General features: G+C 73.2%; 14 protein-coding genes. 8 read left to right on the top strand and 6 right to left on the bottom strand.

Annotated elements, in window-relative coordinates:
- The first annotated feature begins 91 nt into the window (after positions 1-91).
- Complete coding sequence (locus DFQ13_RS04035; RefSeq protein WP_035279296.1) at positions 92-721, top strand: TetR/AcrR family transcriptional regulator; 630 nt, start codon at positions 92-94, stop codon at positions 719-721.
- 423 nt (positions 722-1,144) lie between these two features.
- Here the strand turns inward: DFQ13_RS04035 and DFQ13_RS04030 are convergent, their stop codons facing one another.
- The 3 genes from DFQ13_RS04030 to DFQ13_RS04020 all read right to left on the bottom strand — a co-directional run bounded on the left by DFQ13_RS04030 (position 1,145) and on the right by DFQ13_RS04020 (position 5,799).
- The gene (locus DFQ13_RS04030; RefSeq protein ID WP_110078882.1) at positions 1,145-2,002 is read right to left on the bottom strand and encodes an alpha/beta fold hydrolase; all 858 of its coding nucleotides are present in this window, start codon (positions 2,000-2,002) and stop codon (positions 1,145-1,147) included.
- Between the two features lie 762 nt (positions 2,003-2,764).
- Positions 2,765-4,069 carry an Rv3212 family protein gene (locus DFQ13_RS04025; protein WP_181399841.1) on the bottom strand — a complete coding sequence of 435 codons (1,305 nt, stop codon included), beginning with the start codon at positions 4,067-4,069 and terminating at the stop codon, positions 2,765-2,767.
- Between the two features lie 5 nt (positions 4,070-4,074).
- The gene (locus DFQ13_RS04020) at positions 4,075-5,799 is read right to left on the bottom strand and encodes a DEAD/DEAH box helicase (protein WP_110078881.1); all 1,725 of its coding nucleotides are present in this window, start codon (positions 5,797-5,799) and stop codon (positions 4,075-4,077) included.
- Positions 5,800-6,032: 233 nt separating this feature from the next.
- On the opposite strand from DFQ13_RS04020, the gene DFQ13_RS04015 reads away from it, so the two are divergent.
- Together DFQ13_RS04015 and DFQ13_RS04010 are read left to right on the top strand one after the other, a co-directional pair.
- Positions 6,033-6,704 (top strand): ferritin-like fold-containing protein, encoded by a 672-nt coding sequence (locus DFQ13_RS04015; RefSeq protein ID WP_035279293.1) that lies wholly within the window; start codon positions 6,033-6,035, stop codon positions 6,702-6,704.
- A 133-nt stretch (positions 6,705-6,837) separates the two neighbouring features.
- On the top strand, positions 6,838-7,062 hold the full coding sequence (locus DFQ13_RS04010) for a DUF3107 domain-containing protein (protein WP_035279292.1): 225 nt from the start codon (positions 6,838-6,840) through the stop codon (positions 7,060-7,062).
- A gap of 60 nt (positions 7,063-7,122) precedes the next feature.
- Here DFQ13_RS04010 and DFQ13_RS04005 read toward each other — a convergent pair whose 3' ends face one another.
- Both DFQ13_RS04005 and DFQ13_RS04000 read right to left on the bottom strand, forming a co-directional pair.
- Positions 7,123-7,446, bottom strand: a complete 324-nt coding sequence (locus DFQ13_RS04005) for a DUF4873 domain-containing protein (RefSeq protein WP_035279291.1) — start codon at positions 7,444-7,446, stop codon at positions 7,123-7,125.
- Complete coding sequence (locus DFQ13_RS04000; protein WP_110078880.1) at positions 7,443-8,213, bottom strand: TetR/AcrR family transcriptional regulator; 771 nt, start codon at positions 8,211-8,213, stop codon at positions 7,443-7,445. Before DFQ13_RS04000 ends, DFQ13_RS04005 begins: the two co-directional genes overlap by 4 nt.
- A gap of 69 nt (positions 8,214-8,282) precedes the next feature.
- Here DFQ13_RS04000 and DFQ13_RS03995 point away from each other — a divergent pair, with 69 nt between their 5' ends.
- From DFQ13_RS03995 to DFQ13_RS03985, 3 genes are all read left to right on the top strand, one after another.
- The gene (locus tag DFQ13_RS03995) at positions 8,283-9,191 is read left to right on the top strand and encodes an AurF N-oxygenase family protein (RefSeq protein ID WP_110078879.1); all 909 of its coding nucleotides are present in this window, start codon (positions 8,283-8,285) and stop codon (positions 9,189-9,191) included.
- Positions 9,188-10,081, top strand: coding sequence for an alpha/beta fold hydrolase (locus tag DFQ13_RS03990; RefSeq protein WP_035279285.1), 894 nt, complete (start codon positions 9,188-9,190; stop codon positions 10,079-10,081). The genes DFQ13_RS03995 and DFQ13_RS03990 overlap by 4 nt, the downstream gene beginning before the upstream one ends.
- 92 nt (positions 10,082-10,173) lie before the next feature.
- Complete coding sequence (locus DFQ13_RS03985) at positions 10,174-11,187, top strand: alpha/beta fold hydrolase (RefSeq protein WP_181399840.1); 1,014 nt, start codon at positions 10,174-10,176, stop codon at positions 11,185-11,187.
- Between the two features lie 49 nt (positions 11,188-11,236).
- Here DFQ13_RS03985 and DFQ13_RS03980 read toward each other — a convergent pair whose 3' ends face one another.
- A complete protein-coding gene (locus DFQ13_RS03980; protein ID WP_035279281.1) occupies positions 11,237-11,875 on the bottom strand; it encodes a TetR/AcrR family transcriptional regulator in 639 nt (212 codons plus the stop codon).
- A gap of 185 nt (positions 11,876-12,060) precedes the next feature.
- On the opposite strand from DFQ13_RS03980, the gene DFQ13_RS03975 reads away from it, so the two are divergent.
- Both DFQ13_RS03975 and DFQ13_RS03970 read left to right on the top strand, forming a co-directional pair.
- Positions 12,061-13,041, top strand: coding sequence for an alpha/beta fold hydrolase (locus DFQ13_RS03975; protein WP_035279279.1), 981 nt, complete (start codon positions 12,061-12,063; stop codon positions 13,039-13,041).
- A 77-nt stretch (positions 13,042-13,118) separates the two neighbouring features.
- Positions 13,119-14,168, top strand: coding sequence for a DUF3152 domain-containing protein (locus DFQ13_RS03970; protein ID WP_110078876.1), 1,050 nt, complete (start codon positions 13,119-13,121; stop codon positions 14,166-14,168).
- Positions 14,169-14,286: the final 118 nt, after the last annotated feature.

Here is a 14,286-nt window from a genome sequence, read left to right as displayed (position 1 = left end):
GCGATGCTCCACGCCCTGGTCCGGGCGTGGTTCCCGTCGACCATAGCCTTTGTGAACATGTATGTACACAAAGCGCGGCTAGGCTCTCCGGGTGAGCCCGCGCGAGTACCCGGCCCTCCCCAGAGGCCGCCACCGGCTGAGCCGCGACGACGTCCGCACCGCCCAACGCGACAAGCTGATCGCGGGCATGGCCGACGTCGTCGCCGAGAAGGGCTACAACAAGGCCACCATCGCCGACGTCCTCCGCCGCGTCCACGTCTCCCGCGAAACCTTCTACCAGCAGTTCAGCGACAAGGAGGACTGCTTCCTCGCCACCCTCGACCGGTGCGCGGACGTCGTCCTGGCGATGATCGCCGCCGCGGTCCCCTCCGCCGAGGACGCCCCACCGGTCGAGCGGTTCGCCCGCGGGCTCTCGGCCTACCTCGCGGCACTGGCCGAGCAGTGGCCGGTGACGCGCACGTTCTTCCTGGAGGCCTTCGCGGCCGGGTCCGCGGCGCAACAGCGCCGGTTCGCCGCCCAGGAGCGCTTCGCGGTGGTGGTCGACGCGGGCTTCGCCGCCGACCCGGCCTGGCGCGCCCTCCCGGACCCGGCGTTCGCGGCCCGCTTCCTGGCGGGCGGCCTCAGCGCGCTGGTGACCGCCGCGGTCGCCGCGGACGCCCCGGGCAGGCTCGCCGACCTGCACGAACCGGTCGTCGCCCTGGTCCGCCACCTGCTCGACTGACGGGGTGCCCGCCGCGGGTCGGCTCGACACCCGCCACCGGACGGCCTGGCACCCGCCGCCGGCGAACCGGCGCTGTTGTGCCGTGGCCCCAGCGGCGAAGGCCTCCGGGAAATCGGCCCGCCTGGTGCTCGCCGCTGTCTGGTAGGCCGGTTCGTCCAGCACTCACCGACGCTGTCCGCGCGGCGAGCCTGCACATGTCGCTGTGAGGCGCGGCCGCGAAGGGCTCCGGGAAGTCGGCCCGACCGGTGCTCATCGCTGTCTGTGGAGCCGGTTCGTCCGGCACTCACCAGGCGCTGTCCGCGTGGCGAGCCTGCACGTGTCGTGGTGAGGCGCGGCCGGTCCCTGTTCGGCGTGGCCCGCGTGCCTCGGTTCTGCTCGCCCTGCTGGGCTGATCCGGGGTCACCTGGTCGATCCGGGGCGAGATCAGCCGGTCCACGCCTGCCACGTCGGGATCAGGGTGGCCAGCAGGGTCTCGGGGTTCTCGATCGCGGGTGAGTGCGCGGCGTCCGGCACCACGCTGAAGTCGGCCTCCAACCGGTCGGCCATGTCCCGCTGCGCGGACGCGGGCCACGCGTCGTCGTTCTCGCCGCAGACCACCAGCGCGGGTGTGTTCGAGGCGCGCAACTCCCGGGCCAACTCGGCGACGAGGTCCGGCTCGGTGCGCAACCCGGACCCCATGCCCAGCAGCGCCTCGGCCCTGTTCCGCAGGAACCGGGCGCCGAGGAACTCGCGCTGCGCGGGCGACATCCGCTGCCACTGCGGGCTCTGCCCGTTGAGCACCTCGAGGATCTTGTGCACCGCGGGCACCCCGTTGTCCCGCAACACCGGCTCACCGATGTCCAGCATGTGCCTGCGCGGCCCGACGGGCAGGTCGGCGGGGCCGCTGTCCATCAGCGTCAACCCGGCCACCGGCGCCCCCGCCAGCACCGCGCGGCGGCACACCAGACCGCCGTAGGAGTGCCCGGTCAGCAGCACCGACCGCTCGGCGGCGAACTTCTCGACCAACTCGGCCAGGAACACCCCCAGCGGCTCGGGCAGGTAGTCCGCCTCCGCCTCCGACCCGGCGGAATCCATCTGCCCGGGCAGGTCGATCGCCACCACCTCGAACCCCGCCTCGGCGATCGGGTCCAGCAGCGGGGCGAAGTCCTCCTTGGAACCGGTGTACCCGGGCACGAGGAGGACGAGCGGTCCGGCACCCGCCCGCCGCAGGGCCCCGACCGGGCCGAAGCGGCCTTCGAGCGTCACTGCCTCGGCGCTGTGGGGGGTGACCTGTGAGTGCATGGGTTCGAGTGTGCCGCAGGGGGCAAGGGCGGGGCGGCCAGTGCGAGGAGGGTCGCAGCGGGTGCCGACGGGCCGACGGACCGACGGGCAGGCGGGTGGCGCGGTGGCCCTGGTGGCCCCGGTGGCAAGTGCTTCGCCCCAGCCGACCGGATCGGCTGCTCAAGCCCACATCGCCTGCCGCCACCCAGCTCGGCCTGTGGATCGGGTGCTGCGGGCTGCGCGGGCGGGTGGGGTGGGGTGTTCCCGGACCTTGCGGGCGGTGGGGCGCTGGGGCGGGCGGCAGCGGGCCGGGACCTGGTCGGCGGGTGGGTCCGGGGCCCTGACCGGTGGGCGGGATTCGGGTCTGGTCGACGGGCGAGGCCTGGCCTGCCGAGGGGCGGAGCCTGGGCAGGGGGCGGGCTCTGGTCGGCAGGCTGTGCTGGTGGGCTGCTCACCCCGCCCGCTGTGCGACCCGCCCGCTGTGCGACCTGCCCGCTGCGCACCCCGTCCGCTGCGCACCCCGGTGCTCGCTGCGTTCTGCAGTGCTCGCGTACCCCGGCGCCTGCCGCGCTCGCTGCCCGGTCCTGCCGCGCTCGCCACCCGGTGCTGACCGCGTTCAGGGCTGGCGGGCTGAACTGGGAGGTGCGGGGTGGGACCGACACCTGCCACAAAGCCCACTGCCTCGCGCGCCGTTCCGAATCAAGGCTAACGCTGGGGTCTGACAGTTTCGGGGGTCTGGGAGGGGTGTGGACAACTTTCCCCCTTCCGGGTGAACCCGCCTGCTCACCTCAGGGCCACCAGGGTCGGGCCTCGTTGTTCGAGGACGACCGGGCCGATGCTGGTGATGGTCACCGGTCCTTTGTACCCGGATCGGTCGACGGGGATTGTGTTCACGCGTTCGCCTGTGGACTGGTCGATCACCGCCAGGCCTTCGGGGACCGGGACCAGCGCGTGGCCCGCGAGGGTCGCGGCGGGGCCGAGGGTGTTCCGGGTCGTCCACAGTGGGTGGAGGTCTGCTGTGGACAGTGCGATGGTGTCCGTTCCGGTGAACCAGTGGAAGGCGCCGATCGCGGTTGTGGTCAGGGGGGTGGGGGGTTGTGGGATCGCGCCCAAGGGCAGCGGGTGGGAGTGGTCTTCGATGCCTTGTTCGTCGTAGACCGCGATGCGGTCCGGGTCGGGCAGGGCGATCGCGGTGGCGTGGTCGGTCATGGCGACCAGGGTGGCCCGGTCGGTGGGGAGGAGGCGGCTGGTGATGACCTCCGGTTCGTCCGCGTCCTCGGGGACCGCCTTGAGGACCGTGAGCCGGTCGGCGGGTTCTTCGGCGCAGCGTTCGATCACGGCGATGGAGTTCGCGGAGGCCAGGGTGGAGCGGTGGGTGCAGCCGGGGCGCGGTTGGCGGTCCGGGTTCACCGGGGTCGGGACCAGGCCGTACTCCAGGGACTTCACCAGGTTCGAGTGCCACGTCGTGAGCAGGTGGGTTCCGGTGGTGGTGAGGTGCGCGCCGCCCGCGAGGAGGTGGGTGTCGGGTTCGGCGTCGGAGTTGCGGGTGGCTTCGAGGGTTCCGGTGGCGCCGTCGAGGCTGGAGACCTCGCTGCACCCGCCCCGGTGGCGGGGGTCGCTCTCGGGGAGGGCCCCGCCGTCGGTGCGGTGGACGGCCACCGCCCTGGTCCACGCCGTGCCGACGGTGCAGAGGGGGAGGTCGCGGTGGTAGGTCCAGCGGATCGCGCCGGTGAGGGGGTCGCGGCCGTGGACGTCGCCCGCCTGGCCGGTGATGACCGAGGGGCCCGCCGTGGTGGGGGTGCGGGTGGCGGGGCTGTCGGCGCGCCAGACCTCGGTGAGGGTCGCGGGGACCGACCGGGGGGCCGGTGGGGTGGTGGCCGGGGTGTCGGCGGTGGTCGAGGTCGTGGCGCGGAAGTCGCTGTCGCGCCAGAGCAGGGTGGCCGCGGTCAGCAGGGCCACGACCAGCAGGGAGGCCGCGACCAGGTCTCGGCGGCGGGTGAAGCGGGTGCGGGTGGGCTTGGCGGGGACGGGGGGCACGTCGCCGTCGAGGACGTCCTCGACGGCGACGTCGTGGGGCAGCCGGGTCACAGCCCCTAGTCTGCTGCCCCCGTGCTGTCGGCCGCGGTCGACTCGGCGGCGGCCTGGTCGCCGCCGCCGGTGCGGCGGCGACGGCGGCGCGAGCGGGCGGGCTTGTCCGCGCCCGCCTCGCCGGACGCCTGCGGGGCGTCCGCGGCCGGGCCCGCCGGGGCCTGGTCGGTCTGGTTCTGCTGCTCGGGCGCGTCCCCGGCGGAGTCGACCCCGCCGCGGCGGCGGCGCCTGCGGCGCGGCCTGCTGTCGCCCTCGCCGCTGCCGTCCTCCGCGGGCGGGCGCACGGACTCGCCCGCCTCGCGGCGGGCGGCGCCGGTGGAGCGGGTGCGGCGGGTGCGCTCCTGGGTGCCGCCGCGCTTCTTGCGACCGCCGAAGTCCTCCTCCGGCTCCGCGTCGAGGCCCGCGCGGGTGCGCTGCGCCATCGGCAGCCTGCCCGTCGACCCCGCCGGGATGTGCAGGTCGGCGAAGAGGTGCTCGGAGGTGGAGTAGGTCTCCACCGGGGCGGGCTTGTCCAGGCCCAGCGCGTCGCTGATGGACTTCCAGCGCGGCTCCTCGTCCCAGTCGACCAGGGTGACCGCCACGCCGGTCTTGCCCGCGCGGCCGGTGCGGCCGATGCGGTGGACGTAGGTCTTCTCGTCCTCCGGGCACTGGTAGTTGATGACGTGGGTGACGTCGGTCACGTCGATGCCGCGGGCGGCGACGTCGGTGCAGACCAGCACGTCGACCTTGCCGGAGCGGAACGCCCGCAGCGCCTGCTCGCGCGCGCCCTGCCCCAGGTCGCCGTGCACGGCACCGGCGGCGAAGCCGCGCTCGGTCAGCTCGTCGGCGACCTTCTGCGCGGTCCGCTTGGTCCGGGTGAAGATCATCGTCAGGCCGCGGCCCTCGGCCTGCAGCGACCGGGCCACGACCTCGACCTTGTCCAGCGAGTGCGCCCGGTAGACGAACTGCTCGGTGCGCTCGTGCACCGCGCTCGCGTCGTTCTCCTCGGCCCGGATGTGGGTGGGCCGGGTGAGGAACGTGCGGGCCAGGGTGATGATCGGACCCGGCATGGTCGCCGAGAACAGCATCGTCTGCCGCTCGTCGGGGACCATCCGCAGGATGCGCTCGATGTCGGGCAGGAAGCCCAGGTCGAGCATCTCGTCGGCCTCGTCGAGCACCAGCGCGCGGACCTTGCCCAGCACCAGGTGCTTCTGCTCGGCCAGGTCGAGCAGGCGGCCGGGGGTGCCGATGACCACGTCGACGCCCTTGGTCAGCGCGGCGACCTGCGGCTCGTACGGGCGGCCGCCGTAGATGGACAGCACCCGGATGCCCAGGTGCTTGCCCGCGTCCCGGATGTCGGCGGTGACCTGCAGGCACAGCTCGCGGGTCGGCACCACGACCAGGGCCTGCGGGGTGCCGTCGCCGGGGGTGGTGACCCGCTGCAGCAGCGGCACGCCGAAGCCCAGGGTCTTGCCCATGCCGGTGCGCGCCTGGCCGATCAGGTCGTCGCCTGCCAGCGCCAGCGGCAGCGTCAGCTCCTGGATGGCGAAGGTGCGCTCGATGCCCGCCTCGGACAGCGCGCGCACGATCTCGGGCTTGACGCCCAGCTCGGCGAAGGTCGGCGCCAGTTCGCTGACCGGGGCCCCCGCGGCCAGCGGGTGCGATGTGTCGGTTTCGGGAACGCCCGCCTCGCTGTGCTCCAGCGCGACCGGGTCGTTCTCGGTGGTGGTGTCCTGCGTCAGGATGATCAGCCTCTCTCATACCAGCGCGCACTGCCCTGGTCGGGCCGCTCGACCGCGCCGCCGGTACGGGGCGCGGGAGGGCCTGCGAGGTATGCGCGCACCCTCTTCGGCTCGGTCCGCGGCGTAGTTCGCCGCGAGTTTCCCGAGGTCTCTCGCGAGTCCGAGCCCATCGCCGAATCCCTCGGCGCGGCCGGACGTCCTCGTGAGTCTACCCGTGACCACCGCCGGATACGCTGCCAACCATGGAGAGCGCTGAGGCCGGGGTGTCCGAGAGCACGTTGTCGGACGGGGTCGTCGACCTGCTGGGGGTGCTGGCCTACGGCGAGCTGTCCGCTTTCGACCGCTTGTCGGAGGACGCGCGGTCGGCCCCGACGGTGTCCGGGCGGGCCGCGCTGTCGGAGATGGCGGCCGCCGAGATGGGGCACTACGCCAAGATCCAGCAGTACCTGGCCGCGCACGGGGTGGACATCGAGGACGCCATCCGCCCGTTCATCGGCCACATCGACACCTGGCACGCCTCCACCGCCCCCCGCTCGTGGCTGGAATCCCTGGTCAAGGCGTACGTGGGGGACGGTCTGGCCGCCGACTTCTACCGCGAGATCGGGTCCTGGCTCGACGACCCGACCAAGGCCCTGGTGCTCGACGTGCTGGCCGACACCGGGCACTCGGCGTTCGCCGAGCGGGAGGTCCTGGCCGCCATCGACCGCGACCGCGCGGTCCGCGACCGCCTCGCGCTGTGGGGCCGCAGGCTGCTGGGCGAGGCGCTGACCCAGGCCCAGTACGTCGTCGCCGAGCGCGACGGCCTGGCCGAGCTGATCGTCGCCGGGACGGGTGACCTGGCGGGCATCGCGGCGCTGTTCCGGCGGTTGCAGCAGCAGCACGGGAAGCGGATGACGGCGCTGGGGCTCGGCTGAGCGGCGGGGGCGCCACCACCGGGTCCGCCCGGTTTCGCGCGTGGTGAAACCGGGCGCCCCTTCGCGCGCGGGGGCGGTCGGGCGTACTAGCCTTCGCGGGGAAGCTGTTCGATTCTGATTCCCGGAGGTCTGCGTGGAGGTCAAGATCGGTGTCTCGGACACCGTGCGGGAGCTCGTGCTCAACAGCACCCAGACCCCTGACCAGGTCGAGGCCCTGGTCGCCGACGCCTTCAAGAACCCGTCGGGCACCCTCGCCCTGACCGACGACAAGGGTCGTCGCTACGTCGTGGCCGCCGCCAAGGTCGCCTACGTCGAGATCGGTGGTGCCGACGCCCGCAAGGTCGGCTTCGCCCCCTGATCGCGCGCCGAAGCCGAAGGCCACCACCCCGACCGGGGCGGTGGCCTTCGCCGTGCCGGGTCAGATTTCGGCTCGGTCCAGGGTCGTCTGGACCACGAACGGCGGGGTGCTGGTCCCCATGACCCGGTAGCGGTCCCACGGGTCGGGGTCGGACAGCTCGCAGGGGGACTCGCCGCCCGGGGTGCGCAGGGTGGCCCCGGTTTTGCGGCCCCCGATCAGCTCCGACAGGGCCGGGTCGGCGGCGATGCGGCCGTACCAGCGGTAGTAGCCGTCGATGGGCTGGAAGTGGCCGCGCAGTTCGACCGAGACCCGCAGTTCCCGGTCGGCGACGAGGAGGGTGGCCGGGCCGGAGTAGCCGTCGTCCTCGGGGTGGGGGGTGCTCATGCCTCACGCTCCTGGGGGGCCGCGCCGTCGCTGACGGGGGTGGTGCCGAGTCTGATGACCTTGTTGATGTCCAGCGGCTTGTGCGGGTCGAGCACGTAGCCGTCGGCCCGCATGGTGCCGTCGATGGCGGCCCAGATGGTCTGGGTCAGGTACTCGACCACCGCGTCGCGGCTCATGGTGCGGCGCTCCAGCCACCACTCGCCGACGTTCTGGACCATGCCGACGATGCCGTGGCCCCACACCTCGGCGCCGCCGGAGTCCATCTGGAAGGCGCGCAGGTAGTCGCCGAGGAGGGTGGACAGCGCGTTGGCGATGACCCGCTTGTCCTCGGCGACGATGTCGGCGTCCATCCTGCGGTCGGCGAAGGTGCTGCGGACCAGCAGGCGGTAGAGGCTCGGGTACTCCTCGATGATCGAGAAGAAGGCGTCCAGGCACTTGCGGATGCGCGGGAGCGGGGCCTCCTCGCTGTTCATGGCGGGGATGAGGCGCTCGAAGAGGATCTCGGTGCCGCGGTGGCCGAGGGCCAGGAACAGGTCGGCCTTGTCGGTGAAGTGGCGGTAGAGGACCGGCTTGGTGACGCCCGCCTCCGCGGCGACGTGCTCCATGCCCAGGTCGGGGCCGTGTTCGTTGAGGGCGCGCAGGGCCGCCTCGACGAATTCCTCGCGCCGGGCCGCCCGGTGCGACTTCCACCGGTCCCGGCGGGCGTCTCCGGACTCGCGTGGATCTGCCTGCCTGTGGCGCTTGACACGATCCGTCATGCGATTCATGCTACCAGAAGTAACTGTTACCGGAAGTAACGCACGCTGGAACAAGCCTGAAGATGGGGTGACTCGCCGATGAGCCGGGCGACGCAGGTGGCCAAGGTAGCCGATCGGGAGAAGACCGCGGGGAGGCTGCTCAAGTCCTCCGCGGACAAGTTCTACGACCCGCTGATCGACATCGACTGGGACGCCCCCACGACCGACGGGCTGCACTACCACCCCGAGCACCGGATCTCCCTCTACGGCACCGAGCTGTGGGACCGGATGACCCCGGAGCAGCGCATCGAGCTGGGCAAGCACGAGATCGCCAGCATCGCCAGCACCGGCATCTTCTTCGAGGTCCTGCTCATGCAGATGCTGCTCAAGCAGGTCTACCGGCATGACCCGACCACCGACCACGTGCACTACATGCTCGCCGAGATCGCCGACGAGTGCAGGCACTCCACCATGTTCGGCAAGGCGTGCAAGCGCTTCGGCGCCCCCGCCTACGGTCCGCGCCCGTGGGTCAAGCAACTGGCGAAGGTGCTGCCCGCGCTCAGCCGCGGCCCGTCGGCCTACGCCGCGATCCTCGTCGCCGAGGAGGTGCTCGACCGGATGCAGCGCGAGCACATGGCCGACGAGACCCTCCAGCCGCTGATCCGGATGGTCAACCGGATTCACGTGCTGGAGGAGGCCAGGCACGTCACCTTCGCCAGGCAGGAGGTCGTGCAGGCCATGTCCCAGGCGGGGTTCCTGGCCAAGCACTACCACCGCGCGCTGACCGCGGTCGTGTCCTACTTCGTGATGCTGAGCCTGGTGAACCCCAGGGTCTACGCGGCGGTGGGGCTCGACCCGAGGAAGGCGCGGAAGGTGGCGCGCAACAACCCGCACTTCCGGGCGACCCTGCACTACTGGGGTGAGCGGATCATGAAGTTCCTGGACGAGGCGGACCTCGTCGGCGGTCCCACGATGCCGCTGTGGCGGGTTGCGGGGCTGGTCAAGTGAGCGAGCTGGTGACCAGTGACGGCGTGCGGCTCAACGTCGTCGTCGAGGGCCCCGCGCACGCGCCGGTGACCCTGGTCCTGCTGCACGGCTGGACGCTGGACCACACGTCGTGGGACGAGGCGGTGGCGCGGCTGTCCGGGCACCGGATCGTCCGGTTCGACCTGCGCGGGCACGGCGACTCCGCGTCGGCACCGCACGGGTCGGCGTCCATCGACCGGCTCGCCGACGACCTGGCGGAGGTGGTCGCCGCGGTGGCGCCGACCGGCCCGCTGGTGCTCGGCGGGCACTCCATGGGCGGGATGACGCTGATGGCGCTGGCCGAGCGGCACCCCCGGCTGATCACCGAGCGGGTGGCCGGGGTGGCCTTCGTGGCCACCACCTCCGGGGGGCTCTCGCGGCTGACGCTGGGGCTGCCGCGCTGGGTGGCGGCGCCGGTGCTGTTCGGGGAGAAGCTGGTCAACCTGGGGCTGGCCAGGGCGCGCAGGCCCAGCCTGCTGCACCGCCGCCTGGCCGGGTTCGCCCGGCCGGGGGTGCGCTGGCTGCTGTTCGGGCGCAAGCCCCGCCCGGAGCACATCGCGGCCACCGCCGCCCAGGTCGGCCGGTGCAACCCGGCGAACATGGTCGGCTTCCGCAGCTCGCTCAACGAGCACGAGCGGCTGCCCGCGCTGGCGGTCTACCGCGGCGTGCGGGCGGTCGTCCTGTCCGGCGGCCGCGACCGCCTCTGCTCGGTGGCCGACGGGCGCACCATCGCCGACGCGCTGCCCGACGCGGAGCTGGCGGTCTACCCGGAGGCCGGTCACATGCTCAACTACGAGCGGGTGGACGAGGTGGCCTCCCGGCTGGCCCGGTTGCTCGACACAGCCGAGCTGCCGCGGCGGGTCACCGCCTGAGCCGCCCCGGTCCGCCTCCCCGGGGGCGAGGCGGACCGGGGTTCTTACTCGCCAGTAGGTCTACCGTCTACTCCGTAGTAACCTTCCGTGCCGTGGCTGACATCTTCCGCACCTCGGACGGCGTGGCACTGCACGTGGTCGACACCGGCCCCGCCGCGGCGCCCGTGACCGTGGTGCTCGCGCACGGGTGGACCAGTGACCTGCGGGTGTGGGACGTGGTGGAGCCCCTCCTCGCCCCGCACGTCCGCGTCCTGCGCTACGACCAGCGCGGCCACGGCCGCTCCGCCGCGGGCCCGCGCGACGGCTCCACCCTGCCGCGGCTCGCCTCGGACCTGGCGGAGCTGATCGCCGACCGCGCGCCCTCGGGTCGGGTCGTCGTGGTGGGCCACTCCATGGGCGGGATGACGCTGATGGCGCTCGCCGAGGCGCACCCGGAGGTGGCGGCGTCGCTGGCCGGGGCGATGTTCGTCTCGACCTCGGCGGCGGAGATGGCGCAGTTGACCTTCGGCCTGCCCCGGCCGGTGGTGCGGGCCGTGCTGAACCGGCGCTCGCGCGGCCGGTCCACGGCGGCGGGCACGCGGGCGGTGCTGGAGGGGATGAACACCACCGGGCCGGTCCCCGCTGAGCCGATGCCCACCGAACCGATCCCCGCTGAGCCGACTTCCGCCGAACCGCTCGCCCTCGCCGAACTCGCCGACCGGGTGGCCCCGCGGGTGTCGCGGGTGCAGGAGCTGGGTGGGCTGGCCTTCCTGCGGTGGCTGGTGTTCGGGTCGACCTTCCGGCTGGTGGACGTCCGGGCGGTGGCCGAGCAGCTCGGGCGGGCGCACAAGGGCACGATGGGCGCGTTGCAGCGCGACATCCTGCGCAACCACTCGCGCGTGCCCGCGCTCTCGGTGTACCGGTCGGTGCGGACGCAGGTGCTGGTGGGGGAGGCGGACCGGGTCACGCCGCTGGAGCACGCGCACGTGATCGCGCGGGCGCTGCCGGACACGGAGTTCGTGCGCTACCCGAAGGCGGGGCACATGCTGCCCTACGAGCGGGCCCCCGAACTGGCGGCGCGCATCCTGCGGCTGGCCAGGGCCTCAGCGCCTGCGCCCACCCGCTGAGGCGCCACCCGGCCCGGTCCGCGTCGCGCGGACCGGGAGGCGGGTGGTCTCAGTCGTTCGGGGGCAGCAGCGGGAAGCCGCCGCCGATGCCCCGCCACGCCAGGTTGCTGATGAGGGCGATGGCGTCCTCCTTGGGGAGGCTGCGGTTGTCCGACAGCCACGCCATCGCCGCGACCTGGCTGACACCGACCAGGCCGACCGCCAGCAGCCGGGCGCGCGCCTCGTCCAGGCCCGCGTCCGCGGTGATGGTGGCGGTGATGACGTCCACGCTGGAGGTGGTGGCGCGGTCGACGGCGTCCTGGACCAGCGGTTCGCCGCGCAGGTCGCTCTCGAAGACCAGGCGGAAGGCCTGGCTCTCGTTGTCGACGAAGCCGAAGTAGGCGCCGACCGCGTTGCGCACCCGGTCCTTGTTGTCCGTGGTGGACTCCATGGCCTCGGTGACCCGGCGGACCAGCTCGTCGACGTGCTTGTCCAGCAGCGCCATGTACAGCTCGAGCTTGCCGGGGAAGTGCTGGTAGAGGACCGGCTTGCTGACGCCCGCGCGCTCGGCGATCTCGTCCATCCCCGCGGCGTGGTACCCGTTCGCCGCGAAGACGTCCTGAGCCGCGGCGAGGAGCTGGGCCCGCCGCGCGGTGCGGGGGAGCCTGGCCCCTCGGCCGACCCCGTTCTGCTGAACCGTCTCAGACATGCGCCTCCACCCTCGCTCACGTGCAACCATCGGGCAGGATCGCCAACCCGAACGGGTGGTTCGAGCTTACTCGCCAGTAACCCAATTCGGGCCACGGACCCCGGGGGAATCTCCCCCGCAGGAGTATCCCGGGTGAGTCGGATCTCAGTGCGGCGAGGTCGTGGGATGCCGGGCAGACTGGGGAAATGAACGTCTCCACCACCGAGCGGGCACACCTGACCCGGGTCCCGCTGTCCGCCGCCGCGCTGCCCCCGGTGGACCGGGCGCACCCGGCCTGGCCGGGGGAGGAGATCACCTCCGCCGGGATCACCCTGCACGTCCGGCGTACCCCGGGCGAGGGGCCGGTGACCGCCGTGTACGTGCACGGGCTCGGCGGCGCGGCCACCAACTGGACCGACCTGGCGGGCCAGCTCGCCGGGTACGCCCCGGGCATCGCCGTCGACCTGCCGGGCTTCGGGCGGTCGGCGCCGCCCGCGGGCTACCCGTTCACCATCCAGGCGCACGCGGACGCGCTGGCCGCCTGGCTGCGCGGGCTGGACCTGGGGCCGGTGCACCTGCTGGCCAACTCCATGGGCGGCACCATCTGCGTCTACCTCGCCGCGCGCCACCCGGACCTGGTGCGGACGCTGACGCTGGTGTCCCCGGCGGTGCCCGACCTGCGGCCCGACCCGCGGCGGATGTCGGACCCGAGGATGGCGCTGGCCATGCTGCCGCTCGTGGGCAACATCGCGCGCAGGCGGCTGGCCCGCACCACCCCGCGGCAGCGGGCGACGCAGATGCTGAACCTGTGCTTCGCCGACCCGTCGCAGGTGTCGCAGGAGCGGCTGGAGGAGACCGCGAACGAGTACGCCGAGCGGGCCGAGCTGGCCTGGGCGAACCCGGCGCTGGCGCAGAGCACCGTGGGGCTGATCCGGTCGTGGCTGGCCCCGGGCACCCGGTCGGTGTGGCGGATGCTGCCGAAGATCACCGCCCCGACGCTGGTCGTCTGGGGCACCGAGGACAAGCTGGTGACCGTCCGCAAGGCGCCGCGCACGGCCCGGCTGGTGCCCGGGGCCAGGCTGCTGGTGCTGCCCAGGACGGGACACGTCGCGCAGATGGAGCGGCCCGCCACCGTGGCGCGGGCGGTGCTCGGGCTGTGGGAGGGTGCGGCCGACGGGACCTGGTAGTGGGCGGCGACGACCGGGAAAACGCCTGATCGGGTGGTGCCGCTGCGGATTCCGGGTGATGTGGCACCCTGGGTCCGGTGAGCCGAACGACGCCGAGCGGGTCCGAGCCCGTGGACACGCCGTCCCGCTCCACGCCGGACGACGACCGCCTCCGCGGTGGTGCCCGCCGCGTGCCGGGCGAACCGTTGGCCGCCTCGTGGCGCCCGGAACGCCCGCCGCGGAGGACCACCGCACCCCGCGGGGTGCGCGGGGTGCTCGCCGCCTACGGCTGGCGGGTCTACGCGCTGCCCGTCCTGCTCGCGGTGACGGCGCTGGTCGCCGTGCAGACCGCCGGGGAGAAGGGCGGCGCGGTGGCCGCCACGCCCACCGGTGAGCCGCTGGCCGCCGACGGCGCGCCCATCGTGACCGGGCCGCCGGAGGTCACCGAGCGGGCGGGAACCCCGGTGGACGTGTCCGTGCCCACCGCGGACCTGCCCAACGGCGGCCCGTACAGCCAGTCCGGCGCGGGCACCTGGCACGGGGTGCCCGGGCACGGCGAGCGGGTCGGCGCGGGCCCAAAGCTCTACACCTACACCGTCGAGGTCGAGGACGGCATCGACCCGACGGCGTTCAGCGGTGACGCGGCGTTCGCCCAGCTCATCGACCAGACCCTGGCCGACCCGCGGGGCTGGACCAGCCTGGGGGAGATCTCCGTGCAGCGGGTCGAGCCGGACTTCCCCGACCCCAGCTTCCGGGTGAGCCTGACCAGCCCGGACACCGCGCACCGCCCCGACATGTGCGGGTACTCGATCAAGTACGAGTCCTCCTGCTACCGCGGCACCGAGAAGCGCGTGATGATCAACCTGGCCCGTTGGGTGCGCGGCGCGGTGGTCTTCGGCGGCGACATGCTGACCTACCGGCAGTACGCGATCAACCACGAGATCGGCCACGCGTTCCGCAACAGCCACGTCGGCTGCGCGCAGAACGGGGCGCTGGCGCCGGTGATGATGCAGCAGAGCTTCGGCGTGGCGAACAACTACGTGGCCCAGCTCAACCGGGCGGTCGGGCTGACCGACGCGGTGAAGACCGACGGGCTGGTGTGCAAGCCCAACGCCTGGCCCAACCCGCAGGCGCAACCCGCAGGCTGACCCACTGTCTGACCCACCGGCTGGTCCGGGACGTGATTCCCCTCCCGGATGCTGGGAGGAGTGGAATCCCCCGTGGGATTCTGGTGTTCAGTTCCGATGTCGGCACCCGGTGCCGGCG

This window comes from Actinokineospora spheciospongiae (assembly GCF_003182415.1).
In the GTDB taxonomy this organism is placed as follows: Bacteria; Actinomycetota; Actinomycetes; order Mycobacteriales; family Pseudonocardiaceae; genus Actinokineospora; species Actinokineospora spheciospongiae.
The sequence above is the reverse complement of the archived record's forward strand: the minus strand, read 5'-3'. Positions and strand labels throughout refer to the sequence as shown.